The organism is Dietzia sp. Alg238-R159 (assembly GCF_900537145.1).
In the GTDB taxonomy this organism is placed as follows: Bacteria; Actinomycetota; Actinomycetes; order Mycobacteriales; family Mycobacteriaceae; genus Dietzia; species Dietzia kunjamensis.
This window is the reverse complement of the sequence record NZ_UNRI01000002.1, coordinates 707,130-733,425: the sequence shown is the minus strand read 5'-3', so window position 1 is coordinate 733,425 and position 26,296 is coordinate 707,130. Positions and strand designations below refer to the sequence as shown.

The window sequence follows — 26,296 nt, the reverse complement described above, 5'->3', positions numbered from 1 at the left end:
TGGTGGTGCGCGCGCCGCGAAGGGTGACGACATCCACGGCCGCAGCGGCCGGCCGGTGAAGAGTACGGACTCTGCGGCTCGAACAGAGCCGTGCTCACGTGGCTCGCGGTTCGCAGGAGCAGCGCCCGGCTGTCAGCGCGCCTAACCGAGCTCGTCCGCCACTCGGACGGCGGGGATCCAGTCGATCCCGAACACCCGCGCCACCTCGGAGAAGGTGGAGGCGTCCGCATCCGTGCTGGTCGCCGAGGCGATGAGACGGGACAGCATTACCGTCCCGGCCCGCTCCTCGATCGTGCCGGCCGCCGCCAGGAGCGACCAGGCGCAGACCTGATGGTTCCGGTGTGCGCGGCCCATCGTCTGCTCGGCCAGGAGGCCCGAGTAGCGGGCCTGGTGGAAGAAGCCCCTGCGCGGGGTGGCGGTCGCGAACGAGCCGTCGGCGAACTGCTCCCGGGCCTGCAGGTTGATCGCGGTGGGGGTGTTGAACACCACCACCGGCGCCTCGCCTCGCTGGAACCGCATCCGCTCGGACTCGGCCTGCGGGTTCGAGCCGTAGATCCGTGCGACCGGGATCCCGTCGGCCTCGAGCAACTCGGCCACCGGGTGCGCGGCGGTGGACACCATCTCGGTGGCGATCAGCACCTGGTAGCCGCGCTCGAGTTCGGCCTTCGCCGCCGCGACCGTGTGCTCGACCCGGATCATCGATGCCTTCTGGCGCAGCCGAACCAACGCAGCCAGCCCGCGGGCGACGTTGTTGCCAGTCCGGGCCAGCTGCATCTCCCGCTGGAAGTCGCCCCACTCCAGCTCGTAGGCACGCCACTGGTCCGGGGTCAGCTCCACCAGGTCCACATCAAACGGAGGCGGGCCCCACGGCGCTGACCGGGTGAGCATCAGCGGCGGATCGTGCCGCAGCAGGATGTCGCGCACGTCGCTGATCGCGGCCTGCTGCGTCGGTAGCGACTCCTTGGCCTCCGCGGTCCACGTCCACTTGCCGTACGAGGTCTCCAGGGGCACGCCCCGCTCGGACAGGGCCCGCCCGAAGTCCGACCACGCGGCCGGGGAATCGTCGTGGACCTGCGCGTACAGCGTCGACAGGTATCCCCATTCGCCCGGGTGATGGCCCGGGGTCGCGGTGATCGACAGCACGAACGGGGCCTTCTCGTGAGGGCCGTCCATGCGGGTTAGACGCCGCATGTAGCTGGTGCGCTTGCTGGCGTGCCGGAACTGGTGGGCCTCGTCGATCACCGCGACGTCGACCTTGAGCCGCGGGCGGCCGTTCCGGGCCATGAGTTTGCCGAGGCTGTCGGAGGACATGATGATCCACCGGAGGCCGTCATCGCCCAGCGCGGCGATGGTGCGACGCCATGACGGGATGGTGATGCGGGCCGGCCGGTCCACCGTCACCAGGACCGTGTGTGCGCCGCGCATCTTGGCGATGGCTTTCGCCGCGGCCACCGCCACCAGGGTCTTGCCGGTGCCCACATCGTTCGCCAGGTGGACCTGCCGAAACTGCTGCTCGGCGGCCATGGTGATCGCGTCCACGTCCGCGCGCTGCTCGGGTCGGAGCGTCATCGGGGCGGCGGTCGCGCCGGGGCCCTCGGTGCCGTTGAGCTCGTCCTCCTGCCACCGCAGGTAGGAGTACGGCTTGCTGGCGTAGGGGTCCAGCACCTCGGGCAGCGAGGTGCCGACGTACGCGTGCGCGGTGAGCGACTTGTAGTAGGTCACCCCGGCCGGCATCCCGCCGCCGAGCCCGCCCCACGGGAGCTCCAGCAGCCACACCCGCTGCCCGGGCGGGATCGTCGGAACCGCCGTCGCCGCGGTGGTCTTCTTCTTCGACGTCGTGCGCTTGGCGCTGGGCTTCTTCGCCGACGTCGTCCGCGTGGAGGTCGTCTTCCGCTTTTTGGTCGTCGAGCGCGAGGACCGGGTCGCCATCAGATCGCTGCCCTGGTGCGGGCGGGGATGGCGACGGGTGAGTCCACAGCATTCTCCTGGATTGTCCTGGTGGGGCCTGGCTCACTCTATGGGCTGGGTACCGCCGGTATCCGGACATCCTCAGCCGCCGAGGCGGGCGTGAGCACCGCGAGGCTGGGCACGAGTCCGCGTGACGTAAGCGAAGCCTGAGTACGTTTACGACGACTACCCGCTCCGGCCAAGTTTCCGGGCGCGGTCCGACGCGAGTGGGGCGCGGGGTCGCTCTGGCACCCCATGGTTGGCATGTTCGACCGGAGAGGCGTGCATTGCCGCCAAAGCCCGAGGGGCGCGCAACGCGACCGGCAAAGTCGCACAGCTACTCGTAATCGGGAACCAACGAACGGTGCAAGACGAAGTTGACGCCGAGCGGTCTAGCAACTTCCTTGTCGCGCTCTCGAACCACAGCCAGTCAGGTCCGGCGGACACGAAGGGACGAACCAGGTCTTACTTGTTGCCCTGCGAGTGAGGACCACCGCGATGGCCGCTAGGCTCGAAGCGGCAGCTTACTTCTGGCGGAGGCCTTTCTGGGAAGTCATTCGGCCCCTTCGTTGCTGGCTTCCTCTTGCTGCAATCGTACGATCCTGTGGTCGAAGTTCTCTTCTACCTGGCGGCTTAGCTCGGCTTCGATTGAGAAACGAATCTGTATATTCGTCGCCAAAAGTTGGAGATCGCTATGGAGAATCGCAAGCGCGGCGCCGTGGGTGGCAGCCGCCCCGTACTCGACCATCAGCGCTTTCACTTCCGCATCGGTGGGCCTTTGATTGACTTTCACATCCCAGTTGAGCGCGACGTCGACTTCGGATTGAACATTCCCGCTCTTTAACCAGAACCGGAGACGAAAGGAGACCATCTCAGGCGAGATCACGACGCCCCACTGGAACTGGGCACCGTCTACACGTTCGACATGGTCGCGCTGGAGTTCAGCGTCTTCTTGGTCCATTGGAATGGTGCGTACCAGGCTGGAGCGATGAGAAATAACCTGCAGCGAGGTGTTCTCGAGCTTCTCCAGCGCGGCAGCCGCTACAGGACTCAGCATGTGGCGGCGCCCCACCTCTTGCGCGAAGCAGTGGGTCGAGCGGGCGCTGGTTCGGCACTCACCACAGTGTCAACCCATTTTGACGTCTCCGGGAACTCATCAACGTCTCTGCGATCTAACTCGGCGTCCAGGTGCAGGATAGCGCCGATGGCGTGCGCGTAGCGGACCACGGTATCGAGACGTGGCGCGCTGTCGAACTTCTCAAACCGCGATACAAATGATCTGTCGATCCCCATTCGTTCAGCCACCTCAGTTTGACTGAGCTCCGCTTCGCGGCGTAGTTCGACCAAACGGCGCAGAAAGGCTCGCTCTTCACGTCGGAGCGCGATCCCCCGGGCCTCTTCGCCAGACCCATCTGAACCCGGTGTGGTATTGATCACCCTCAGAGCCACTGTCAGCCCCCTTCTTCTGCCCGTCAGGGCGTGTGCCTTCTCAGGCGGTATGTGCTCAATAGTGCATCAGTGTGACACTGTTGGCACACCCCTGGGGGGCGAACGTGACGTAAACGTCACAGTACTGGGTACGACCAGCCCTGCCCATCGAAGAGTTCCTTCACCCTCGCCATAGCCTCGCTGATCTGGGCGTCCTGGGCACTCGGCGACCTCTTATGGGTCTCCTTGTAGCCAGCGTGCACCAGGACGACAATGTCGGGGGTGTTGGTCGGCTCGGAGAAGTACAGCCTGTGGTGGCGCCGGTAGAGCGTTCCGTCCGATGTCCTCTTGTTCTTGCCCAACGCCTTGAACTCGCCCACCCACGGCATGCTAGGCGTTCTGAGGCGTTCCCCGAGGGGCGCTGAGTAGTGCGCAGCATCATCCAGCGGGTAGCCGTCTTCGTCGCGGATGTGGCTCAGGCCGCCTCCGCGGATCGCTTCGAACATTTGATCGTAGACGGTCCAGGCCATGAGATCGTTCCTCCTCAGGGCCTTCAGGTAGTCGTCTACTGGATCATCGATTTGTATCTGACATCGACCGCGAAGACAGTTTGGCTGGTAGGCGCTCAATCAGAACACCGCCGAGGCACCCGAAGTGCGGACTCGGCGACTATGCCAGCGCGCTCGATCGGCCTGTGGCTCGCTGGACGGGGTATGGCGTGGCAGGGCCGACGCGAACTGCTCATCCGCTGCTATCCCACTCTCTACCCGAGCTGTCGAGTGTCAAAACCCCGTATCAGTGGCCCGAAGTTGGCGGCGCTCTCACCCCCTAGAAATACCATTGCAGGCTAGGTTCCGGTTCTCGCATGTAAAGATCAGTGCGCCACGCGGATGACGGCCCATTAGAGGATCCCTGTTCGCCCAGGCTACCCGGCCGGCAGCGATCAGCAGGGCGGCGACCGGGGAGCGTGCGTCCACTGCCCCCGGCGCCGCCTCGGCACGCCGCGGAGGGGCTCGTGGAACAATGGCCAGCGGACTGCGCCCGCCTAGCGGCGCCGGCCACGCACACGAACCCACGAACTTCCCCCAAGGAGCACAGATGGCGCTTATCGAGCAGGTCGGAGCCCGGGAGATCCTCGATTCGCGAGGCAACCCCACCGTCGAGGTGGAGGTGCTTCTGGACGACGGCTCGTTCGGCCGCGCCGCCGTGCCGTCAGGCGCGTCGACGGGCGCCCACGAGGCCGTGGAGCTGCGCGACGAGGACGAGCGCTACATGGGGAAGGGCGTCACCAAGGCCGTCGAGGCCGTACTGGACGTCCTCGCCCCCGCCGTCATCGGCATCCCCGCCGAGGACCAGCGCGTGGTGGACGAGGCCCTCCTCGACGCCGACGGCACCCCCAACAAGTCGACCGTCGGCGCCAACGCCGTCCTCGGTGTCTCGCTGGCCGTGGCCCGCGCCGCGGCCGAGTCCTCGGGCCTCGAGCTGTACCGCTTCATCGGCGGTGCGAATGCCCACGTGCTGCCCGTGCCGATGATGAACATCCTCAACGGTGGCGCCCACGCCGACTCGGGCGTCGACGTCCAGGAGTTCATGATCGCCCCCATCGGCGCGCCCACGTTCCGTGAGGCCCTGCGCATGGGCACCGAGGTGTACCACCACCTCAAGACCGTCATCAAGGACCGTGGCCTGTCCACCGGCTTGGGCGACGAGGGCGGGTTCGCGCCCTCGGTTGAGTCCACCACCGCCGCACTCGACCTCATCGCCGAGGCCATCGAGAAAGCCGGCTACTCGCTCGGCACCGACGTCGCGCTCGCGCTGGACGTCGCGGCCACCGAGTTCTACTCCGGCGGCAAGTACCACTTCGAGGGCAAGCAGCTCTCCGCCGCCGAGATGGCCGACGTCTACGCCGAGCTCGTCAACAAGTACGCGCTGGTCTCCATCGAGGACCCGCTCGACGAGGACGACTGGGACGGCTGGAAGACCCTGACCGACATGATCGGCGACAAGGTCCAGCTGGTCGGCGACGACCTCTTTGTCACCAACCCGCAGCGCCTGGCCGAGGGCATCGAGAAAGGTCTGGCCAACGCCCTGCTGGTCAAGGTCAACCAGATCGGCACCCTCACCGAGACGCTGGACGCCGTGGACCTGGCCCACCGCAACCGCTACACCTCGATGATGTCGCACCGCTCCGGCGAGACCGAGGACACGACCATCGCCGACCTCGCCGTGGCCTGCAACTGTGGCCAGATCAAGACCGGCGCCCCGGCCCGCTCCGAGCGCGTGGCCAAGTACAACCAGCTGCTGCGCATCGAGGAAATGCTCGGCGACGCCGCCCGGTACGCCGGCGCCGAGGCGTTCCCGCGCTTCTCCGCCTGACGGCACCAACACCGCCCGTCGGCAGGTCAACGCTGACGGGCACGTAGTCGGAAAGGAAAGCGCATGGCCCGCCCGCCCCGCCCCTCGGACCGCCGGGGAGACGCACGCGATCGTGCGGCATCCCGGCGGCCCGGGGAGGCGTCGGGCGCCATCCGTCGCCGCGCGAACGGGACGGGCCGTGGGACCGCGGCGGACCGGGGGAGCAGCACTGGCCGCGGACCGGGTGCCGTCGGCCGCGACGGGGTCGATGGGCGGACGGGAGCCGACCAGCCCGCCGACCCCACCCGCCGGGAGCCGACCCGCCGGCGGACGCCGAGCCGCGAACGGGACCGGCCCGTCCCGGCCTCTGCCCGCTCCGGCCGGGTTGGCACCACCGCGCATCCGGAGGCCCACCGCCTCACCACGCGCACGGACCTGTCCGACACCCTGCTGGGCCCGCGGAACTACACCCCGCGGCGGATCGGACTCCTCGCCGTCGTCGCCATCATCCTGCTCGTCACCGTGTCGTTCCCGCTGCGCAATCACTACCAGTTCTTGCGCGACGAGAAGACCGTGGCGCAGGAGCGGGCCGCGCTGGAGGCGACGATCGCCGAGCTCGAGGCCGAGGAGCAGATGCTCTCGGACCCCGCGTACATCGAGCAGCAGGCCCGCATCCGCTTTGGCGCCGTGAAGCCGGGGGAGACCCCGTACCGCGTGTCCATGGTCGACCCGATCGAGCAGGCCGTGGCCGAGCAGAAGGCCGCCGAGCTGGCGGCGCAGCCGTGGCAGACGCGCGTGTGGAACTCCATCGCCGAGCCCGCCGACCCGATCATGCCGGAGGACTCGGCGGTGCTCGAGGGCACGTCCATCCCCGGCGGCCCCGACACCCCGCCGGTGCCGGTCGTGCCCGGCGTGCCCGGCGCCGATGACCCCGCCGCCCCCATCCCGGGCGGCGTCCAAGATCAATCACAGGAGGACCCCCCAGCGTGAGCGCCGAGCAGAGCGTGTCCAGCGAAGACCTCGACGCGATCCAGGCCCAGTTGGGCCGGCCGCCGCGGGGCGTGTTGGAGGTGTCCTACCGCAGCCCCGACGGCCAGCCCGGGGTGGTCAAGACCGCGCCGCGGCTGGAGGACGGCACCCCGTTCCCCACGCTGTACTACCTCACCGATCCGCGGCTCACCGCCGAGGCGAGTCGGCAGGAGTCCGCGGGGATCATGAGGGGGATGACGACGAGGTTGGCCCAGGAGCCCGAGTTGGCCGCCAACTATGTGCAGGCGCACGAGCGGTTCCTCGCCAAGCGCAACGAGATCGAGGACCTGGGCACCGACTTCAGCGGGGGCGGCATGCCCGAGCGCGTCAAGTGCCTACACGTGCTGATGGCGTACGCGCTCGCGGAGGGGCCGGGCGTGGTCTGGCTGGGCGACGAGTCCGTGGCGCTGGCCTGCGAGGCCGGGCTGCGCGGCACGGCGCTGCCGGAGGACTGGCCGACCCCCGAGGAGCTGGGCGTGCCCGACTACCTCGCGATGGACGAGCAGTGACCACCAATGCGCCGGGTAGCCCCGGCTCGGCTGGCTCCGGCGCCGTGCGCGTCGGGGCGATCGACTGCGGCACCAACTCCATCCGGTTGCTCGTCGCCGCGGGCGTCCCCGGCGAGGCCGGACTCACCGACGTCACGCGGGAGATGCGGATCATCCGGCTCGGCGAGGGCGTCGACGCGACCGGGCGACTCTCGGACGGGGCGCTGTCTCGCTGCCGCACCGCCCTGACGGACTACACGGCCACGATGGCTGAGCTCGGCGTGGAGTCGGTGCGCATGGTCGCCACCTCCGCCACCCGCGACGCCCGCAACAAGGACGAGTTCTTCGGTATGACCGCGGAGGTGCTCGGTCGGCACTTCCCAGGCGCGCAGGCCGAGGTGATCTCCGGGCAGACCGAGGCCGAGCTGACCTTCGCCGGCGGGGTGTCGGACCTTTCGCCCGCCGACGGGCCGTTCGTCGTGACCGACCTCGGCGGCGGCTCCACGGAGATCGTGGTGGGCGAGCTCGTCGGCGGCCAGGTGCAGCTGCTGGGCTCGCGCAGCCTGGACATCGGGTGCGTGCGGATCACCGAGCGGGTGCTGCACTCGGATCCGCCCACTGCGGCCGAGATCGCCGAGGCTCGGGCCGTGATCACCGACGCGCTGGCCGAGGCCGGCGACGTGCCGGTGGGACGCGCTGCCCGCTGGGTGGGCGTGGCTGGCACCTTCACGACGCTCTCGGCGTTGGCTCAGAACCTGGGGGAGTACGACCCGCAGAAGATCCACGGCAGCGTCATCCCGCTGGAGCGGATGCGCGAGGTGTGCGACCGTCTGGTGGCGTCCTCGGTGGCCGAGCGCCGCAACTTGGGGCCGATGCACCCGGGTCGCGCGGACGTGATCGGCGGGGGCTCCATTGTGGTCCAGGCACTGTGTGATGTGATGGCAGAGCGCGCCGGGTTGACCGAGCTCACGGTGAGTGAGAAGGACATCCTGGACGGCATCGCGATGTCGGTGCTGACCCGCTTGGCCGGGTAGCGTCAGCCCGGCGCTCCACGCGTCGCCCGGCCCCGCTCAGGCGGGTCGTTACCCCCCATAGCCCAATTGGCAGAGGCAGACGGCTTAAAACCGTCAAAGTGTCGGTTCGAGTCCGACTGGGGGGACCGACACCCACGACTTCAGAATAGGGTAACTTTCTTGCTGGAAGTTTGTAGCCACGACGCGAGGCCGCGAACAATTCAGGAGTGGGGACCCGCGAAGTCCTCGTGGTACATCTATCCGCGGAGTATTCTGGCTTTCTCCTGAGGTACATCGTCGAACCTTCGAGGTGCTGGAATTGAGCCCAACCTCACGTTTCAGACCGGGGCCGCCGACGGAACCGCGAGGTTTAGTACCGTAGGTTTCCGTAGGAGCTGGCAGCTTCGCTATCTTTCGAAGGCCGCTGGTCGCCCTGGCCGAGTGGATCTTTAGCTTCGCAAACCACCGACAAGGAAACCCCGCCCGCATGAGCACGTCAAAGGCCCAGCGCCTCGAACTGACTTGGTTCAACAAGGACAAGGCCCTGATTCCGACCGAGAACGGGAGGTACGGTTACTCTTGGGTCTCACCGCAGGATCCGCGCTACTGCCAGATTCGGCCCCTAGTTCTTGGCGAGACCGTGAATGGCGTGCAGGCCTCGAAGCAGGAGGGTGTGGTGTACTCCGCTCGGGCGGATCTGGAGCCGACGACGGGGAATCTTCTCATTAACGGTGAGTCCGGAGATGTCCTGGAGGCGCTGACACGAGTCCCTGAGCTGGCGGACCAGTACCTGGGAAAGGTGAAGCTGTGCTACATAGACCCGCCGTTCAACACCGAGAAGACCTTCGAGCACTACGAGGATAACCTGGAGCACTCAATCTGGCTCACGATGATGAGGGACAGACTGCTTCACATCAAGAAGCTACTGTCCCCTGATGGCTCCATTTGGGTGCACTTGGATGATTCCGAGAACCACCGGATGCGGGTGCTGCTGGACGAGGTGTTCGGGGCAGAGAACTTCGTGGCGGAGGTCGTTTGGCAGAAGGCAGATTCCCCACGATCTGATGGCGGGAAGATTTCGATTGATCAAGACGTCATTCTTGTCTTCGGAAGGTCTGCCAAGTTCTATGCAAAGAGACTCCCTCGCCTTGCCTCCCGGGATGCTCTCTACAAGTCGCCGGATGGCGATCCTGAGCGGTGGGTGTCGGGAGACCCCGCCGCCCCAGGGGCTGATCGAGGTTCTCGCCAGCACCCGGGCGTGTACGGAATACAGAATCCGGTCACGGGAGAAATGGTGTACCCGGCCAGAGGGAGAGTCTGGTCAAATACCCAGGCCGACGTTCTGAAAATGCTTGGAAAAACCACCGACTACCGGCCTTGTGAGGCCGACCTGAATCAGCGGGCCCAAGCGACCGGGATTGCACTCGAACGTTTGAGGGCGGATGTTCCCGACCTCGTTTTAGCCGGACCACGGCTCACCGGTGATGACATATACCGAGGTCGCGTGCTTCCCCGGCTCTACTTCACGAAGGGTGGGTCAGGCGGGTTGAAGATGAAGAAGTACCTCTCAGAGATTGCGCCGGATCGGGCCACCCAGTCGTGGTGGACAAAGGAAGACGTCGGTCATAATCGGGGAGCGAAGAAAGAACTAAGAGCGCTATTCCCCGAGCAAAATCCGTTCGCAACACCGAAGCCTGAACGGCTTCTAGAACGAGTAATCCACGTGGCCACGAATCCGAGCGACATTGTGCTCGATGTGTTCGCCGGGTCGGGTACGACGGCGGCAGTCGCCCACAAGATGGGTCGCCGGTGGGTGACGTGCGAGTTGCTGGAGTCGAATTTCTCGCAGTTCACCCTCCCCCGGTTGACGAAGGTCATTCACGGCGAGGACCCGGGCGGGATCACAACCACCGCTGGGGAGCGAGTGGACGCGACCGAGGACGGCCTGCCGGAGGGAATGGAGGCATCCGAGGCGTTTTCTCTGACTCAAGCACTAGGGAAGATCGCTGAAGTTGTCGCAGCTCCTGTCGACCTGGCCAAAGTGGTCGGAGCCGCTGTGCGCGCTGACTCCAAGACCGGCGAGCCAGTGCTGGGTGCTGATGAGGCCAAGGAGTTGCGCCGACTCATGCGCAAGCTCGCCACGTCGGAGGCCGACAACACTGACTTCTTGCCCCTTGTCCGTAAGGCCGCAGGCGACCAGCTCAAGACTCGTAAGTCGCCGGACATAGTCAACTGGCGCGGCGGTGGCAGTTTCCGCGTCGCCCATCTCGCGCCCGAGTGCTTTGACTACGAACCTGAGCTGGGCCTGGTCACGTTAACGTCCGCCGCCCTCGAGGGTGACAACCTGGAGCGGTCGGTCGCCGCACACCTGAGCTTCCACCTCACACCGGAGCACCCAGTGTTCACCGGGATCCGGGGACGGACCAGGTTGGTCGTGATGCGCTCCGCTGCCACTCCTGAACTGGTCGCAGAGATCGCCACGCACATTGGGGACGACGAGAAGATGGTCATCGCCGCGACGGCAGTCGACCCAGATACGGCGCAGGCGCTGCGTAACGCCCGCAAGGGCAGCCGCGTCCTGCACATCCCCGCCGACTTGTTCCGCGTTGACGAGATCGAGGACTGAGTTGATGATCCCGAACTTCCACTTCGATTCTGAGCTGGTCGATGAGATCGCCAGCGACTTCGATCTGCGTGGGCCGAACCGTGAGGCGCTGAAGGTACTGGTTGAACACCTGGCAGGCGACTTCGAGCCAGCGGTTCCTCAGGTGATGGACATGGCCACCGGTGCAGGCAAGACCTTCTTGATGGCTTCGTTCATCGAGTACATCCGCCGCGTCACCGGGCGGGCTGAGGTCATGGTCGTCACGCCTGGCCTAGTGGTGCAGAACAAGACGATCGCGAACTTCACCGAGGGAAATCGCAAGTACATTCCGGGTGCCGATCTGTCCCCGAAGGTGATCACCCCGGACAACTACATCACCGAGATCCAGCAAAGTCTCCACGACCAGGATCTGGGAGGTGAGCGCCGTGCCGAGGTATTCGTGTTTAACATCCAACAGCTCACCGCCCCATCAAGCTTGGACGGTGCGACGACCGAGGGGAAGGATGCGGAGCGACGAGGCATCCGGAAGCACAACGAGTTCGCGGGAGTGCTATACGACCAGCTCGCCGCCAACGACGACTTGGTGCTCATCGCCGACGAGCACCACCTCTACGGACCTAAAGCTCCGGTGTTCAACGCCGCTATCCGAGACCTCAAACCAGCTGCAGTCATCGGTCTGACCGCGACTGCTGATGCCGGTGATGAAGTCATCCACCGCTACCCACTGCACCAGGCGATCAAGGACCAGCACGTCAAGGTTCCGATCATCGCCTATCGCAAGGGCGGCTACGGCGAGCTGGGCGAGCACCAGCAGCTCCGCGACGCGGTCACCCTGCTCAAGGGCAAGGAGCAGGCTTACGCGGCGTACTTGGCCGAGAATCCTGGCGCCCCGGCGGTGCATCCTTTGCTGTTCGTGGTCTGCGCCGATATCGCGCACGCCATCGAGGTCTCAGAGAAGCTCCGCACGCCCGAGTTCTTCGGCGCCCCCACTGCAGTCCTCCAGGTCACCTCGGACAATATGACCCCAGAGGTGGAGCGGCTCCTGGCCACCCTCGACCGGCCCGAGACCCCGGTGCGCGCCGTGGTGAGCGTGAACAAGCTCAAGGAGGGCTGGGACGTGAAGAACATCGCGGTCATGGTCACTCTTCGCGCCATGGATTCGCAGGTGCTCACGCAGCAGACAATGGGGCGCGGACTACGGCTCCCGTTCGGCTACTGGGTCGACGACGATTCGATCAACGAGCTGGAAATCGTTGCCCACGAGTCGTTCCGCAAGCTCCTAGACGCCGAGAATGTCCTGCGCTCGTTCGGCCTGCTCGACGCAGTGCCCGAGACTGCGGAGCGCCACAAGGTCGTTCGCACCGATGACATGGTTAGCGAAGGCGCCGGCTCGTCCGCGGGTTCCTCCGGCAGCGCAGAGGAGCGGACCTTCGAAGGGAACAATGCCCAGACCCCTGGCCCCGGCGCGCCGGACGCCGAAGGTGAGGTCACAGAAGGCGATGCTGACAGCGCGACTGAGGTCAAGATCGGCGGACGCGAGGGTGTGAGCGCGAAGCAGATCGGCGGGGACGGACCTGGTGACATCCAGAAGCCTCCGCCTCCGTCTGCGCGGGAGTGGGTGCAGGTGCGCGACCACCTGGCCGGGCGCACGTTCACCTTTCCACGCTCGACCATGCGTCGCGTAGACGCGCTCTTCGAGCTGGACGACATCTCCGACGCCGAGGTAGAGGGCGCCGCGAAGTCCATCACTGCCGAGGGGGCGCGCATGGAGCGGGTGGCGCTCGACCCGAACGTGGTCGCTGGCAAGATTCTGACGCGCTCCCTGGTTCAGGCCGACGTGGAGGCGCTGACGACCAGCCGGGAGAACGTTGAGGCCGAGCTGCTTCGACAGCTCTTCGCCCTGCGCGGGATCACGCAGACTTCCGAGAACATCATCTATGCCCGTGGGCACCTCATTCCCCGTCTGCTCGACGCCGCGCCCATCACCAATTGGTCGGTGAAGGCGCTAGCCTCTGCGGTGGTCGTTCTGGCGGACTTAATTGCGCGCAAGACCGCTGAATACCGCAACAGCCTGAAAGTAACGGTCTACCTGGATCCGCTGGAGCTTCCAGTAGATAAGGGCTACTACCTGCGCCAGGGACAGACCATCAAAGATCGGGCGCTGGTGGACAGCCGTGCCGCGTTCATTGTGAATCAGCATTACGGGCAGTGGAACAGCTCGTTGTTCACTTCCGAGTCCTTTGACTCTTACTCGGGCGAGTTCAGGCTGGCCGAGCTTCTCGACACCTCCCCGCAGATCCAGTGGTGGAAGCGCCTTTACAAGCACCTCGACGACGCCTACGTCTCCTACTCACTCGACCGCCGTTACTACCCCGACTTTGCCGCCGAGGACGCCGACGGACGAATCTGGATCATCGAGGGCAAATCCGACTCTGGGCGCGATGATGACGAGGTCCAACGCAAGCGCGACGCTGCCGAGAAGACAATCCGCCGACTACGGACCGACGATAAGTTCAGCGGCAAGTCCTACGGTTACCTCATCGGCTACGAGAGCGACATCGCCTCATCGGACTCGTGGTCGGATCTGCGAGCCAAGGCCAAGCCAGTGACGACCTAGCCCAATCAACATGAGAAGCCAACCATGTCGTAGGCCAATCTCGCTATGAACAAGGCGCGCCCTCGGCGTTTTACCGCGTAAAGATGGCTTATGGTGGGTCCTGGGGTGTTCGATGCGTGGTGTTGGAACCAGCATCGTCACCCGCCCCCAGACCCCTATATCTTGTGCCTGACCGCGTCACGGGCGAACCCCCTAACGCACTTCGGATCGGGAAGGGCTAGCAAACGGTTACCCCAGGTGGGCGTCAATACTGTTGGAGCAGGCTGCGACGCGCCAACCCCGGAAAATACACCTAAGTTATGCAAATTCCGTCATACTTAAGTCATGATCGGGGCCCGAGTGTGACTCATCCACCCTTGTTGCCGACTGGTTCAAGGTCCGCGCATGCAGCAATTGCTGGCTACGAGTACCAGTTCGACAGGACGGCATTGGCACTCTTGGCCGCCGCCCACACGGACGTCGTGCACATCGAGGGGATTGAGGACATCGACCTTCATGCACCGCAAGCTAGCGAAGCTGTCCAAGTTAAGTACTTGGCTGGGCAGAAGTACGCTTCTCCGAAGAGCCTGCGTGAGCCGATTCGTTTAATGCTCGATCATTACAAGACCGGAGCTCGCTGGAATTACGTCCTGTACATCCATTTCAGCGATTTTGGCAATATGCCGGATCGTCTTGATGTCGCGCAGGTAAAGCAAAGCCTGACCAAGAAGACGCGCGATGAGGGGACGGTCGAGTATTTCGTGGGTGTCCACGATGCCGACCTGGAAGACTTCTGCTCGCGCTTGCGAATAATCCGTGGCGATGCGTTTGAAACGCAGGAGACCGCTCTGATTGACGCTCTCCGAGTGGCGATGGACTGCGATGGCGACGAAGTCCTGGCGATTTACATAGCAAAAGTTCGTGAGTTTATTCACGAGCGTGCAAGGAGTGATGACCCCTCAGTCAGAACTGTCACGCGGCACGAACTAATTGATTCGCTGACCGTCAAAGACTTCCTTTTCGATAAATGGCAGATGCAAAAGATCGGAGCAGACCGGTACCTGGCGGCACAAAAACGGAAGCTGCGTTCGAGCAATTTCCATGACCCCACGAAAAAGCGAGCCGTTTACTTGGAGATCTGTGAGAACAGTCTTGATGAGACCGTGCGGCTGTGTGAAGCACTAGCGGGCAAACAGCTAGGACGCCTGAAGAGCGCACATCCTTGGACGGTAATTGTCGAGGGTGCCCCTGATATCGTCCGAAGACTCAAGGTCGGGCTCGTCCGATCCGATATCGCCTTCAACGACGGTCATGAAGATCTAGAATTCCAATCGCAAGCCTTCACTGAACCTCCGATTATCAACACGCGCGGCGCAGGGGACAAGATACAGCGATCCTCCTTTGTCTTGCGGCTTGTCACCCAAAAGAGCTTCCGAGTACTGACTCCGACACAATTCAAGATTTCTCGACTCGTCTCGATCGGCGACGAACAGGCTTGGATGAACGGGGCGGCGGACCAGGTGATCACCTTGCGCCATTTTGAACCAGCCGCATACAGGCAGCTCATGGAGGAAATTGCATGAATATGAACGAAATGGCAAAGGTCGTCGCCGTTGGTCCTGACTTGATCGAGATCGAAGTAAGCTCTACCGCGGCTTACGCGGAGCTCGAAGAGAAGATTCAAATTGGAAGCTATCTGGAAATTTCCGATGACAAGGATTCGACGCTAGTTGCAGTTGTCCAAGGTTTTCGGATAAAGGACACTATCGGGGGCGAAGAGGTCCAGACAGAACCCAAATTCGTCCTTTCACTACAGCCGGTGGGCAGGCTGGACGGCGGCGTGTTTACGCGTGGTGGCAAGCAGATTACGATCCCGCCCCAGAACGTCTCGATCGCCGGCAAGGATCTGCTCGAGAATATATATAGTTCGGTCGACGAAAATGACCAATTTTCATTCGGCAGCTTGGTTCAGGACAACGAAGTGCGTGTCGCGCTACACGGAGATAAGTTTTTCGGGAAACATATCGGGGTCGTGGGATCCACGGGGTCCGGTAAATCATCCACCGTCGCCGCGATTCTGCAAGAAGGACTGCGAGCAGGGGGCGCTACACGGGCCCCTGGTGTTCTAAACAATTCGCACATCATCATCTTTGATATCCACGGTGAGTATGCGCCCGCTTTCCCGAATGCGCGTGTCATCGGAGCGGAGGAAATCAAGCTGCCTTACTGGTTGATGAACGCAGAGGAGCTTGAGGAAATGTTCATCGAGAGCAACGAACAGAACTCGCACAATCAGGTCTCGCAGTTTCGTAATGCGGTCATCGCGAACAAGCAACGGAACAATCCTCATATTGACCCAGTGCGGGTTTCTTACGATTCCCCGGTTTACTTCTCGCTCGAAGGAGTGACAAATTACCTACACAACCTCAACTCAGAGATGGTCAGCAAAGCCCCCAACGAGAGTGGCCCGAAAGCTAAAGATATTGGTCTAATTGCGAACCGTGAAGATTACTACTTCGATCGCCGACTGGATTTTGTCGATGCGTCTCAAACCTCGGCGACGAAGGCGACTGGGGGGCCCTTCGCCGGAGAATTCAACCGCTTCCTCATGCGACTTGAAACCCGAAAGAACGATCATCGATTGGATTTCTTGCTCGCTCCGAGAAAAGATGATGGAAGTGAGTATAAGACCGAAGAGTTTGCCGACCTGCTCGAGCAGTTTATGGGATACGGGGATGAGAATAGCAATGTCACAATTATTGACCTGAGCGGCATCCCGTTCGACGTCCTCAGCGTTGTCGTATCGCTCATTACCCGCCTAATATTTACCTTTAGTTTCCATTTCAAGAAGTTGCACGTGGGCGGTGAGTCTGAACTTCCTTATTTACTCGTCTACGAAGAGGCACATAACTACGTGCCTCGGAGCGAGGGCTCAAAGTACGGATCAGTCAAAAGGGCTATTGAGCGAGTAGCTAAGGAAGGCAGGAAGTACGGTATCTCATTGATGATCGTCAGTCAGAGACCTTCGGAAATTTCCGAGACAGTGTTCTCGCAGTGCAACAATTTCGTAGCGATGCGTCTCACCAATCCGAACGATCAGCACTATGTCAAGCGATTGTTGCCCGACAACTTGGCGGCTATCACGGATTCGTTGGCTTCCCTCGAGCAGAGGGAGGCCATCTTAATCGGAGATGCTGTCGCGCTTCCTTCGCTAACGAAAATCGATGAAATCAGCGACAAACCCGCCTCCAGCGACGTCAGATTTCACAAAGAGTGGAAGAAAGACTGGTTCGCGGATGCATTCAAGGGTGTCGTTGAACGATGGAGGGACTAGTGTCGCGTTTCTGAAGTTGGTTTAGGGTTCGCTTTCGCGAGGATCTGTTCGGGAGTTTTAGTCCAGACGAACGGGTGTTTGCGGTCGTTCCAGCCCGTGATGAACTGGCGAATCTTGGCATTGAGGTCCTTGACGGATGTAAAGACACCACGGCGGATGGCCTGCCGGTCAATGATCCCGAACCAGACTTCCACGAGGTTGAGCCAGGATCCGGACGTCGGGGTGAAGTGCACGTGGAACCGCGGATGCTGTGCCAGCCACACCTTCACCGCCGGGGTCTTGTGGGTCGCGTAGTTGTCCATCACCAAGTGCAGGTCAACCTCCGGGTAGGCGCGGTCGAGTTGACGCAGGAACGCCAGGAACTCCTGATGGCGATGCTTCGGCTTGACCGCACCGGTGACGTGCCCGGTCGCAATGTCCAACGCAGCGAACAGAGTCGTGGTGCCGTGCCGCTTGTAATCGTGGGTGTGCCTTTCGATGCTCCCGGTGCGCATCGGCAGCATCGGCGCGGTCCTATCCAGCGCCTGGATCTGACTCTTCTCATCAACACACAACACGATCGCGTTGTCCGGTGGCGCCAAGTACAACCCCACCACGTCGGTGACCTTCGCGACCAGTTCGGGATCGGTGGAGAACTTGAACGTTCCGGCCCGCCAAGGCTGCACCCCGAACTTGCGCCACGCCCTGGCCACGGTGGCGTTACCGATCTTCAGATGATCCGCCAGCAGGCGTGAGGACCAGTGCGTCACCCCGTACTTCTTCGGCGGAGGAGTCAACGTCGTGGTGATGATCTTCTGGTCATCTATCCGCTTCGGCCGGCCAGAGCGCGACTCGTCGAACAGGCCCGCGATCCCATCCGCCTCATACCTGCCTCGCCACTTCCACACCGTCGTCGGCGTCGTTCGCTCCCGGTCAGCGATCCGAGAGTTCGCCTGACCTTCCGCCGCGAGCAGGATGATCCGCGCCCGCATCGCCAACCCCGATTGGATCGACGTTGACCGCGTCCACGACTCCAACTCCTCGCGGTCACCATCACGAAGAATCAAAGCCGGAGCTGGGCTATTGGGCATAACCCATTCTCCCAAACGCCCAAGCATTTAGTAACTAACGACACGCGACACTAGAGCCTTAGCAATCTGCTGCGACTAGCGTTCGGCAAGCGGATGGATAGTGCTCGCTCATGGGAGGATCTATTCCTACGCGGGGGAGGTGCTCACCAAGCTTGTCTCACGATCAGGTTGGCAACAAACGTTCTCGGCAGGACGATTGCCCTAGTTGCGACCCTTGGCGGGAATGCCAGCGTTGCTGGGGCTGCGCCAGGCACCCTGGTCAGCTGACCGGGTCCCCTCCGCCCTCGCCCCGCCGCGCCCTCCTCACCCCCCACTCCTAGACTGTCCCCTCGGCGCACGAGCCGCCGTCAGGGACCGTCCACCCACACCGAGGAGCCCCACGTGGAGTACGCGCAGATCGAGGCGCTGCGCGAGCGGCATCCCGCCTGGCGGATGCTGCGCGCCACGCACGCGCCGCTGCTGCTCACGGTGCTGGGCCGGTTCTTCGTGGAGGAGGGCCGTGGCGCCAGCTCGGAGGGGGAGCTGGTGGCGGCGCTGGACGACCAGCTGTACGCCATCAACGCCCAGGATCGACGGAACCCGCGGTTCCTGCGCACTGCGGCCGAGTACCTGGCGGACTGGGCCGGCCCGGAGGCGGGCTTCCTGCGCCGCTTCTACCCGCTGGGCGCGGACGAGATCCACTACGACGCCACCCCGGCCCTGGAGAAGGCCTACGCCTGGGTGCAGGGCCTTGCCGAGACCTCGTTCGTGGGCACCGAGTCGCGCCTGCAGACCGCGGTGGACCTGCTGCGTCAGATCGCCCAGGGCACCGAGTCCGACCCCGCCAAGCGGCTGGACCAGCTCGAGCGCCGCAAGCAGGACATCGAGCGGGAGATCGACCAGCTGCGCCAGGACCCGAACTCCGGCCTGCTGGACCGCACCGCGGTGCGTGAGCGCTACCAGCAGTTCGCCACCACCGCCCGCGAGTTGCTGGCCGATTTCCGCCAGGTGGAGGAGAACTTCCGCGCCCTGGACCGCTCGGCGCGCGAACGCATCGCCACGTGGCAGGGCAGCAAGGGCGAGCTGCTGGCGGAGCTGGTGCACGGCCGCAGCATGATCGACTCCTCCGACCAGGGCCGCAGCTTCCAGGCCTTCTACGACCTGCTGCTGTCCACCTCGGGCCAGGAGGAGCTGTCCATGCTGCTCGAGCGCCTCACCGGCATCGACGAGCTCGGCGCGGACCGGCGTCTGCGCACCGTGCACCACGGCTGGGCGGAGGCCGCGGAGCGCACCCAGCAGACGGTCCGCAACATCTCCGAGCAGCTGCGCCGCTTCACCGACGACCAGGTGTGGCTGGAGAACCGCCGGGTACTGGACCTGGTGCGCCAGATCGAGACCTCGGCGCTGCAGGTCCGCGAGGGCGAGCTGCCGGACCTCGGGCTGGAGCTGGAGGAGACTGCCGTCGACGTCGCCCTGCCCACCGATCGTCCGCTGTTCACCGCCCGGCCCGCCGCGGAGGTCAACAGTCTGCTCGATCCTGTGGACACCGAGGAGGTCGACACCTCGGTGCTGACCGACCAGGTCGTCGTCGACCCCGCACGCCTGGCCTCCCGCATCCGGGCGCTGATCCCGGTCCGCGGCACCGCCCGCCTAAAGGACATCGTCACCATGTACCCCCTGCAGCACGGGGCGGCCGAGATCGTCGGCTACCTGGCGCTCAAGGACGACGACCTCGAGGTGACCACCAACGAGCACGAGGAGACCGAGCTACTGGTCTAGGGAATCGGGCGAACCAGCTTGTCCCGCACCGCCTTGGTCAGCCGCACATACCCGCCGGTGTCTGAATCGCGTATCCAGGTCCGCGGGCCGGCCTTCGGCAGCCCCCGGGCTGCGAGCGTCCTGGGGTCCGGCCGGTACCAGTTGGTCACCCGGATGTCTTTGACGACGTGGACGATGTCCGGTTGTCCGTCGGGCGGGACCGAGGCCAGCGCGCCACCGATGTCGGGCGCGGTAATGGGATCTGAGCCCCATAGGTTCACCGCGGCGACGGCGACCGGGCCCATGGCGCCACCCACCTCGTACACCACGGCCAGGTCTACCTCGGGCAGATCCCCGAGTGCGTCGGCGACCTGGATCGGGTAGACGGGACCATGCTCGGTGTGGACGACCGAGCTCGCTGAGCCGAGCAGCCAGAAGTCGCCGTCCCTGTCACGCTCGAAGATGTCATTGGTCGACACCCACGTGTCGCCGGGGCGGAACACCCCACGGAGTTGGCGCGCGGAAGCGTCCAATCCGAGCCTGGGCCGGGCGAGAAGTACGCCGGGTGCGTCGACCTCACTGGGTATGGCGAAGCCATCGGGGCCGGCGAGGATCGCGCCGGTGTCGGGATCGACCTCGACGAGACGCACGTCGGCGGTGCCGGGCAGTGGACGTCCGCGCGCGCCCGGCTTGGAGGTGGTGAGGTTGGCCAGGACCACATCGGACTCGGTACCGGCATAGAACTCAAGGACCCGCGTGCCCGGGTAGCGGTCCAGGACCCGCCGCCACAGACCACGGGGCATGCCTGACCCCATGAAGAGTGAGAGTGTCGGGAGCGTCTCGCGCGGATGCACTGGCCCGCGCACCAACTCGCGCATCATCGCCCAGGTGTAGGACACCACCGTCACGCCGTAGCGGCGGATCTCCTCGTCGAAGGTAGCCGGATCGAAACCGCGGGAGAGCGCGATTCGGGCTCCTCCCGCCACGGCGCCGCCGACGGTCGTGAGCAGCCCCGATGGGTGGTGGAGAGGGCTGAGGCAGTAGACGGTGGACTCGGTGGTGAGACGCGCGGCGCTGGCGGTGCCGAACGCGGACGCCGCCCACCGGTGATTGGTGATGAGCTTGGTCTGCCACGTGCCCGTGGAGCGGGTGAAGAACACAAAGGCCAGGTCGCCCCCTCGGCCGGGATTCGGCCGGTACCAGCGGGGCAACTCCACCGCCTCGGGGTCGATGCGCTCAAGGTCGACGACGTCCTCGCCGAGGTCCGCAGGCAGGTCCCGCTCACCGCCACCACCGCCGAGCACGAGCGCCCGCGCTCCGGCATCGGTGACCTTGGACGCGTGCTCGGGGTCGGCGACCACGTCGGTCACGGAACTGAGCTGGAGGAGTTCGGGCAAGGACTGGGAGGGGGGCAGCAGCACGGCCACGGCACCGAGACGCGACAGTGCGGCGATCGCGACCAGCGCCGAGGGCCGCGTCTCCATGACCACGCCGACGTGGTCGCCCTGGCGCACGCCGACCGTGATGAGGCCCTTGACCACGTTCGTGATCCGGGTGTCGACGGCCGAGTACGTGTGGACGCGGTCGGAGAAGAGGAAGCACGCGTCGTTCGGCTGGTTCCGGGCGCGTTCGGCGATGATCTTGGCGAACGAGATCCGGGTCGCGGGCTGGATCTGCCCCAGCCGGATAAGACGCGGTGCCGCGCGCACCGCCTCGTATCCGACGGCTCGCGTCGTCCGCAGGGCGCCCAAGGCGAGCTGCCCCGCACCGCGCACCACGCCGACCCCGAGTCCGGCGGCCTGGAACGCCCCGTCCGCCGCGAGCATGATCGCTTTGGTGGGGGAGGAGTCGATGACGGTGTCGGGGTCGACCTCGGTAATGCCGTCCGGTCGAGTCCCTCGGTCTTCGATCCAGTCGACCCACTTGGCGACGGTGGGCCACGTCAGCGAGGCGGCGGTCGAGCCCACGACGAGGCCGAAGTGCCCGGCGCGGACCGGAAAATCGTAGACATCGGCCGCGGGAGCGACGGACGCGATCTTGCGGACGCCGGCCGGGACGCCGATCTCGTCGACCTCGCCGAAGACGGCGAGGACGGGGCAGGTGATGTCGGCGAGGGAGACGACGTGGTCGCCGACGACGAAGCCGCCGACCATCATTCGGTTCTGGACGATCACCTGCTGCAACATGTCGACGAGCGCCGGGCCGGACCAGGCGACGAATCCCTCGCCCCCGATGAAGCGGCGCTGCCGTTCGTGGCCGAGGAGTGCTTCGCGGTTGTGGAGCTGGCGCAGGAAGTCCACCTGCGAACGGGCGGTCTTGATCGGATCGAGCAGACGGAACGCCGTCGAGGCCAACCACCCGGGCAGTGGGCGTTCGTTGAAGACGTAGTCGGCGACGAGGCGTGCGATGGTGACGACCACCTGCTCGGGAATGCCGAGCGGGGCGTTGCCGCGCCAGTCGACGGGCGAACCGAACGTCACGATGCTCTCCAGGTCGCGTGAGCGTCGGTAGGCCGCGGCCTGGTAGCAGAACATGCCGCCCTGGCTGTACCCACCGAGATGCACCGAACGGCCGGTGGCCGCGGTGACGAGGTCGACGGCGTCGCTCACGGCTACCACGTGGTCGGTGAGAGTGCGCTCGAGACCGCCGGTCTCGAGGTCCGGGGCGCCGAAGTCGATCACCCACGGGTCCATGCCGGCCTCGTGCAGCGCGGCCACTGCGCTGGTCGAGGGGGACACGTCCCAGACCTCCGCGGAGATCATCATCGGGGGAACGAGCACAATCGGCGGCCGCGGCGGCTCGTCCTCATCGATGTGGACGCTTCGGCCAGCGTCCCCCGCCGCCGGCGGGTAGTAGCGGCGCAGCCGGAACATCGGGCGCCGTGCGACGATCTCGAACGGAGATTGCTCTTCGTCTGTCTGAAGGCCGCCGAAACGCACGACTTCGACCGCGTTCAGGACGAACGACGTCGCTGTCTTGAGCGCGGCCGAGACGATGTCATGGTTGGGCGGCATGGTGCTTCCGAGGGTAGAGGGTGCGGCACGGGCACCGAGACGATCCAGCGGATAGCCCAGCGGGGGAACCCGCCCGCCGTGCCGACGTTGTCGTCGTCGTCCCTTCCACCCCGGCGACCACCACGCACCGCCCCAAAAACTGGAACCTGTTATAGACACCCGTCAACTCGGGCGTATCATCGTCGACGTGACGACCCTCACCGCTTTCCCTCGCCTCATGTCGCCCGGCCGCATCGGCCACATGGAGACGCCCAACCGCATCGTCCTGCCCGCGATGGACATGAACGTGTCCGAGGACGGCGAGATCGAGCAGCGGGAGATCGACCACTACGTCGCCCGCGCCGCCGGCGGCGCCGGGCTGATCATCACCGGCGCGTGCGCGATCGCGTTCCCGGTGGGCGCGGCGTCGTTGAAGGAGCCGGGCCTGTCGGATCACAAGTACATCCCGGGCCTCAAGGCGCTGGCCGACGCGGTGCACGCGGCCGGGTCCAAGCTGTGCGTGCAGTCCACGCACCACGGCAAGGTCGCGCGCGTGGACATCGCCAACGACCGCCCCCTCATCGCGCCGAGCACCCCGGACTACGACTACGACTACTCCGCCCTGGCCGACAGCACGGGCGAGGAGCTGGGTCGGATGGGCGCGGCGACCGGCGGCAAGAAGACGGTGTACAAGGAGATGGACCACGCCGACATCGCGTGGCTCATCGAGACGTGGGCCGACGCCGCCGAGCGGATCGCCAAGGCCGGCGCGGACGCGATCGAGATCCACGTGGCGCACGGCTACATCCTGGGCGTGTTCCTCAACCGCCGCGACAACCTGCGCACCGATGAGTACGGCGGGTCGCTGGCCAACCGGGCGCGGCTGACGTGCGAGGTCATCGCCGCGGTCAAGGCGCGGGTGGGCGACACGCTCGCCGTGCTGGTGCGCGTGTCCGGTGAGGAGTACGGCCAGGAGGGCGGGCTGACCCTGCCCGAGGCCACCGAGGCCGCGGTGCTGTTCGAGCGCGCGGGCGCCGACGCCATCCACGTGACCGGCTGGGGCCGCAACCCCTTCGACAACTTCACCGACGGCCCCCTCCCGGACACGATCGGCGCGTACGTGGACAACGCCGCGGCCATCAAGAAGGCCGTGTCGATCCCCGTCATCGCCGTGGGTCGCATGTTGCCGGAGGTGGCGGAAAAGGCGATCGACGACGACAAGGTCGACTTCGCCGCCATGGGCCGGCAGTTGCTCGCCGATCCGAACCTGCCCAACAAGTTGGCCGCCGGCACGCCGGAGCGCGTGCGCCCGTGCATCAACTGCTACCTCTGCGTGGCCGAGAACTTCTTCGACGACACCCCGTTCTGCGCGGTGAACCCGGCGCTCGGCAACGAGACCCTGCTGCCGCTGACGCCCGCACCCACGCGCGAGCACGTCGTGGTGGTGGGCGCCGGACCCGCCGGCCTCGAGTCGGCCCTGGTCCTGACCGAGCGTGGGCACCGTGTCACCGTGCTGGACAAGGCCGACCGCCTCGGCGGCACCATGTGGTTCTCCACCCTCACCACTCCCGACAATGAGCCGCTCATCCGCTTCTTCGAGGCTGAGATCAAACGACTGGGCATCGACGTGCGGCTGAAGGCCGAAGCCACGGTCGAGTCGATCCGCGCCCTCGGCGCCGACCGGGTGATCGTCGCGACCGGCGCCAAGCGTCCGGCCCCGGCCATCCCCGGCGGCGACCTTCCGCACGTGCATACCGGCGATTCGCTGCGCGCCACCATGCTGGGTACCGCCACCGCCGACGAGGCCGGGTTCTTCCTGCGGACCGTCGGGCGGCTGGGCAGACTCTCGACCATCACCAAGAGGCCGGCGTGGATTCGTCGATTGACCAAGATCGCACTGCCGATGGGCAAGAACGTCGTGGTGATCGGCGGCTCGCTGGTGGGCCTGGAGCTCGCGGAGTTCCTCGCCGAGCGCGGCCGCAAGGTCACCCTCCTGCACGAGTCTCAGCAGCTCGGGTTGCCGCTGGCTATGCCGCGCCGCTGGACTGCGGTGCGCCACGCCAAGGAGCACGGCGTCGACATCCAGCGCCGGGTGAAGGTCAGCCACATCACCGAGTCGACGGTGGCCTGGACCGATGCCAAGGGTCGCGCCCAGTCCGCCGCTGCCGACATGGTGATCTACGCCGACGGCACCACGGCCGCGGCCCCGCTAGCCGACGATCTCCGCGCCGCCGGCATCGACTGCGAGGTCATCGGCGACGCCGGCGAGGTGGGCTACATCCACGGCGCCATCCACTCGGCGTGGAAGGCCGTGGCGCAGGGCTGACCCCGATCTCTGGTCGAAAGCGGCCCATCGCACCCCAGTGGCCGTGGGCCCTGGCCACAGTCCGAATCCGCGCGTGAAAGCGAGAACAGCCGTTGACCCTGACTCTGGATACCCTGCCCGTGCGCCGCGGTGCGCGACCCGCGACGACCCCGTCGAACCCGCACACCCAGCTCGAGCAGATCGCCCCACCGGAACTGCAGGACATGGCGCGTGACCACGCCCTGTCTCTGCCTGGGGTGCGGCGAGGCGTGAGCACGGTGTCCGTTCCCGGTTCGGTGGCGTTCTACCTCGATTCACCCGTCGCGGCGCCCGCCCTGCCGGACCTGCTCGGGGGCGAATGGGGGCATATTCACCCGGCAACGGACGGCAGTCTGCACCTGAACGTCCCGACGGGCGTCGCGGAGAAGCTGATCGCGGCGGGCTGGGCGGAGTATCACAGTCTGGTGGGCAAGGGATATCTGCCGCCGATCGTGATCATGGTCTACGGGCCCCGCGACGAGGACGAGCTCGCCGTGGTCCGGTTCGCCATCGAGCAGAGCTACCTGGCGGCCGGCGGTTCGCTGGAGTAGCCGGGCCCGACGATTCGCCCCTCGGGCGGCGGAGGCCTCGGCACTCTCTGAGCTCGATGCGGACGGCGAGCACCAGGTTCTGGGTTTCGGCGGCGGCGAAGTCCTCGTCGGAAGACAGGGTTGAACTCTCGGCGAGGGATAGGCCCGGCCGTACCCTCCCGACGATTTGGAACCCTGTCGGACTGCACGTACTGTCGGTGAGGCAATCGACGCGGGGTGGAGCAGCTCGGTAGCTCGCTGGGCTCATAACCCAGAGGTCGCAGGTTCAAATCCTGTCCCCGCTACACACGCACTCGAGCCCGGTTCCCTGATGGGGGAGCCGGGCTCGAGTGCTTTCCGCGCCCCGGGCCCCGATCGACCGACGAGCGGAGGCGGTCAGAGCTGGGCAATAAGAGACGACTACGGCGCGCGAGCTCGTGCGGGAGTCCGAAGACGGCCTGTGACCTGGGGTGCCCTGCACGGGGCGTTCAGGGCACCCCTGGTCAGCGGCCTGGCGCTACGCCGCGAAGAGAAACCACACCCAGAGCCCGGCGGCGGCGACCGCAGCGAAGGACACTATCGCGGCGAGCGCACTGGAGAGCGTCACCTGTCCCCGCCGCTTGCCGCGGATTCTCATCACCACGACGCCGACGAGAGCCCCGAGTGCCATCGCCGGGAAAACCGGGGCGCTGACGTTCTCGGCCCCGTGAGTAGCGATCTGCCACGCCGTCCATGCGGTCGTGAGGAGAAAGAGGATCCCGTAGGTGCCCGCGAGCGCCGCGAACGTCTTCTTTCTCAACGCTGTGCCTCCTCCGGTCTGTCCCAGG

At 65.3% G+C, this 26,296-nt stretch carries 18 protein-coding genes and 2 tRNA genes; 13 read left to right on the top strand and 7 right to left on the bottom strand.

All coding sequences use genetic code 11. The features are described 5' to 3' along the window. Positions 1 to 141: 141 nt before the first annotated feature. From G6R20_RS08155 to G6R20_RS08140, 4 genes are all read right to left on the bottom strand, one after another. The gene (locus G6R20_RS08155; protein WP_163376035.1) at positions 142 to 1,929 is read right to left on the bottom strand and encodes a DEAD/DEAH box helicase family protein; all 1,788 of its coding nucleotides are present in this window, start codon (positions 1,927 to 1,929) and stop codon (positions 142 to 144) included. A 571-nt stretch (positions 1,930 to 2,500) separates the two neighbouring features. Then, positions 2,501 to 3,004 carry a hypothetical protein gene (locus tag G6R20_RS08150; RefSeq protein ID WP_163376034.1) on the bottom strand — a complete coding sequence of 168 codons (504 nt, stop codon included), beginning with the start codon at positions 3,002 to 3,004 and terminating at the stop codon, positions 2,501 to 2,503. Further along, positions 2,998 to 3,384 carry a helix-turn-helix transcriptional regulator gene (locus G6R20_RS18985; protein WP_163376033.1) on the bottom strand — a complete coding sequence of 129 codons (387 nt, stop codon included), beginning with the start codon at positions 3,382 to 3,384 and terminating at the stop codon, positions 2,998 to 3,000. The genes G6R20_RS08150 and G6R20_RS18985 overlap by 7 nt, the downstream gene beginning before the upstream one ends. A 128-nt stretch (positions 3,385 to 3,512) precedes the next feature. Beyond that, a complete protein-coding gene (locus tag G6R20_RS08140) occupies positions 3,513 to 4,004 on the bottom strand; it encodes a hypothetical protein (protein WP_163376032.1) in 492 nt (163 codons plus the stop codon). A 469-nt stretch (positions 4,005 to 4,473) separates the two neighbouring features. Here G6R20_RS08140 and eno point away from each other — a divergent pair, with 469 nt between their 5' ends. The 9 genes from eno to G6R20_RS08095 all read left to right on the top strand — a co-directional run bounded on the left by eno (position 4,474) and on the right by G6R20_RS08095 (position 16,795). After that, positions 4,474 to 5,751, top strand: coding sequence for a phosphopyruvate hydratase (eno, locus tag G6R20_RS08135; protein WP_163376031.1), 1,278 nt, complete (start codon positions 4,474 to 4,476; stop codon positions 5,749 to 5,751). Between the two features lie 63 nt (positions 5,752 to 5,814). Then, a complete protein-coding gene (locus G6R20_RS08130; RefSeq protein ID WP_163376030.1) occupies positions 5,815 to 6,720 on the top strand; it encodes a septum formation initiator family protein in 906 nt (301 codons plus the stop codon). Continuing rightward, positions 6,717 to 7,268, top strand: coding sequence for a DUF501 domain-containing protein (locus G6R20_RS08125; protein ID WP_067712814.1), 552 nt, complete (start codon positions 6,717 to 6,719; stop codon positions 7,266 to 7,268). The genes G6R20_RS08130 and G6R20_RS08125 overlap by 4 nt, the downstream gene beginning before the upstream one ends. Further along, complete coding sequence (locus G6R20_RS08120; RefSeq protein ID WP_275898238.1) at positions 7,265 to 8,281, top strand: Ppx/GppA phosphatase family protein; 1,017 nt, start codon at positions 7,265 to 7,267, stop codon at positions 8,279 to 8,281. Before G6R20_RS08125 ends, G6R20_RS08120 begins: the two co-directional genes overlap by 4 nt. 51 nt (positions 8,282 to 8,332) lie before the next feature. Continuing rightward, positions 8,333 to 8,406: transfer RNA gene (locus tag G6R20_RS08115), tRNA-Leu, on the top strand. Positions 8,407 to 8,747: 341 nt separating this feature from the next. Continuing rightward, on the top strand, positions 8,748 to 10,886 hold the full coding sequence (locus G6R20_RS08110; RefSeq protein ID WP_163376029.1) for a site-specific DNA-methyltransferase: 2,139 nt from the start codon (positions 8,748 to 8,750) through the stop codon (positions 10,884 to 10,886). 4 nt (positions 10,887 to 10,890) lie between these two features. Then, positions 10,891 to 13,482 carry a DEAD/DEAH box helicase family protein gene (locus tag G6R20_RS08105; protein ID WP_163376028.1) on the top strand — a complete coding sequence of 864 codons (2,592 nt, stop codon included), beginning with the start codon at positions 10,891 to 10,893 and terminating at the stop codon, positions 13,480 to 13,482. A 437-nt stretch (positions 13,483 to 13,919) separates the two neighbouring features. Then, positions 13,920 to 15,044 carry a hypothetical protein gene (locus G6R20_RS08100; protein ID WP_163376027.1) on the top strand — a complete coding sequence of 375 codons (1,125 nt, stop codon included), beginning with the start codon at positions 13,920 to 13,922 and terminating at the stop codon, positions 15,042 to 15,044. Then, positions 15,041 to 16,795 carry an ATP-binding protein gene (locus G6R20_RS08095; protein WP_163376026.1) on the top strand — a complete coding sequence of 585 codons (1,755 nt, stop codon included), beginning with the start codon at positions 15,041 to 15,043 and terminating at the stop codon, positions 16,793 to 16,795. Before G6R20_RS08100 ends, G6R20_RS08095 begins: the two co-directional genes overlap by 4 nt. Here the strand turns inward: G6R20_RS08095 and G6R20_RS08090 are convergent. Next, positions 16,792 to 17,865: an IS630 family transposase gene (locus G6R20_RS08090; RefSeq protein WP_163376025.1), complete on the bottom strand. Its 1,074-nt coding sequence runs from the start codon at positions 17,863 to 17,865 to the stop codon at positions 16,792 to 16,794. The two genes, G6R20_RS08095 and G6R20_RS08090, sit on opposite strands and share 4 nt — an antisense overlap. Before the next feature lie 381 nt (positions 17,866 to 18,246). On the opposite strand from G6R20_RS08090, the gene G6R20_RS08085 reads away from it, so the two are divergent. Then, positions 18,247 to 19,623: a DUF3375 domain-containing protein gene (locus G6R20_RS08085; protein ID WP_163376024.1), complete on the top strand. Its 1,377-nt coding sequence runs from the start codon at positions 18,247 to 18,249 to the stop codon at positions 19,621 to 19,623. Here G6R20_RS08085 and G6R20_RS08080 read toward each other — a convergent pair. Continuing rightward, positions 19,620 to 22,616 (bottom strand): AMP-binding protein, encoded by a 2,997-nt coding sequence (locus tag G6R20_RS08080; protein WP_163376023.1) that lies wholly within the window; start codon positions 22,614 to 22,616, stop codon positions 19,620 to 19,622. The two genes, G6R20_RS08085 and G6R20_RS08080, sit on opposite strands and share 4 nt — an antisense overlap. Positions 22,617 to 22,833: 217 nt before the next feature. Here G6R20_RS08080 and G6R20_RS08075 point away from each other — a divergent pair, with 217 nt between their 5' ends. The 3 genes from G6R20_RS08075 to G6R20_RS08065 all read left to right on the top strand — a co-directional run bounded on the left by G6R20_RS08075 (position 22,834) and on the right by G6R20_RS08065 (position 25,774). Beyond that, entirely contained in the window at positions 22,834 to 24,921 is a 2,088-nt protein-coding gene (locus tag G6R20_RS08075) for an FAD-dependent oxidoreductase (RefSeq protein ID WP_163376110.1), read from the top strand. Between the two features lie 92 nt (positions 24,922 to 25,013). Next, entirely contained in the window at positions 25,014 to 25,490 is a 477-nt protein-coding gene (locus G6R20_RS08070; protein ID WP_205475766.1) for a luciferase family protein, read from the top strand. Positions 25,491 to 25,700: 210 nt separating this feature from the next. After that, positions 25,701 to 25,774: transfer RNA gene (locus tag G6R20_RS08065), tRNA-Met, on the top strand. 212 nt (positions 25,775 to 25,986) lie between these two features. Here the strand turns inward: G6R20_RS08065 and G6R20_RS08060 are convergent. Further along, entirely contained in the window at positions 25,987 to 26,268 is a 282-nt protein-coding gene (locus tag G6R20_RS08060; RefSeq protein ID WP_163376022.1) for a hypothetical protein, read from the bottom strand. Positions 26,269 to 26,296 lie beyond the last annotated feature (28 nt).